At 59.9% G+C, this 1439-nt stretch carries 2 protein-coding genes; one reads left to right on the top strand and one right to left on the bottom strand.

Annotation, left to right across the window (positions count from 1 at the left end; translation table 11 throughout):
- A partial coding sequence (locus tag ACTV8E_RS20675) for a LysR substrate-binding domain-containing protein (protein WP_443200697.1) occupies positions 1-363 on the top strand: 363 nt, incomplete at its 5' end.
- Between the two features lie 409 nt (positions 364-772).
- On the opposite strand, the gene ACTV8E_RS20670 is transcribed toward ACTV8E_RS20675, so the two are convergent.
- On the bottom strand, positions 773-1439 hold a 667-nt coding region (locus tag ACTV8E_RS20670; protein ID WP_443200696.1), incomplete at its 5' end, for a class I SAM-dependent methyltransferase.

Raw genomic sequence — 1439 nt, 5'->3', positions numbered from 1 at the left:
ATCGAGGGGCAATTGACCCTATCGCAATACCAGAACTCCTATCACGTCTCGGTTCATCCCCGTGCCGGCCGTGGCTCGCCCTTGGAGATCGTTCTGGGCTCTGCCAAGGTTCAACGAAAGGTGCAGCTGTTTGTTCCTCATTATCTGGCGATCCCATCCGTTGTCTCGCAAACTCATTTGCTGGGAACCGTGCCCAAACCACTCGCCGAGCACTTTGCGCGACAGTACTCCTTGCAAGTTTTTCCCTTCCCGTTGGCCATGTCGCCCGTTCAGGTCAGCCTGATCTGGCACAGGCAGCAAGATGCATCCGTGGGACTTAAGTGGTTGCGAAAGCAGCTCTCCGCGATAACAACCCCCGAATGAATCTGAGGACAACGTCCTCTTTTGGCTGGTTTCTGCTTGAGTGACTGGGGGCCGGTTTCGGTCATTCGTGACGGGCAGCTACGACCCTGAGGGAACATCCGCCAAATCCTCGGATCCCGCCCTGATCCTGACTTCGCCTCAAGACGCTGGATGAACCTCTGTAGAGATCGATGATTGCGCAGCGGTGGGTAACTTCGCTGATTGCCCCACTTTATCCCGACCTTGAAACCAGTGGCTTACCTTCGCTGGCGGTGAGCTCGACATTAGCAGTCACTTCCATCTCAATCGGCGTAGCGGGCGACGTGGCTGACATGGACATGGATGCCCACCGTGCGCTGTGCCGTCGAGAGGAACGGGTGCAGCCCTCAACGAAGGATTCGCTGTGGGTGAGTCCCACTGACAGGGGCACTCATAATTGTCCAATCCTCATGTTGATGGGCCAAGTGATCGAGTGCCGGATCGCGGGGTCACCCCATAGCTCGGCGATGTCTGTGGCGAAGCGATGAAGGACTTCCTCTCGCCCGGATTCCTTGGCGCTGCGCACCGCCGACCAGGTCGAGACATAGCCGAGGAACTCTTCGAGGCACCACTCGAGGTGAATGGCGATCGAAGGGCCTTCCAACTCGGTAAAGGGAAAATCGAGGGTTGCGTAGCCGCTGTCCACCAGCTTGCGTTCGGCGGGCCAGTACGGGCCGATCTCGTGCCAGTAGAACTGCTCGAAGCGAGCCCCCAGCGGGCCGCCCAGGCACAGCACGCCATAACTGATCAGCGCCAGAATCGCATTCGGTACCGCCACCCGGCGGGCCTCGCTATAAAACTTGGGCAGGTCGAACCAGTGCGCAGCCTGTGCGGCAGTAATCAGGCTGGCACAGCGGCCTGGAAGCGGAAGGGCTTCCGCCGATGCACTGGCGTAGCTCACGTTTTCCTGCGGCACGGCGTGGGTGATCTGATCCCCACTGGGATCGAGCCCGACCACCGTGCTGAAATGCGCGGCGAGGTGTTTGGTCAGTTGACCGTTACCGCACCCGACATCGACCGCGAGCCTCCTGTCAGGGGCCACCGAGGCCAGGTAGGCC

Source organism: Pseudomonas sp. B392_1p (assembly GCF_052245235.1).
Taxonomy (GTDB): Bacteria; Pseudomonadota; Gammaproteobacteria; order Pseudomonadales; family Pseudomonadaceae; genus Serpens; species Serpens gallinarum.
Note: the sequence above shows the minus strand (reverse complement) of the source record. Positions and strands in the feature narration are given on the sequence as shown.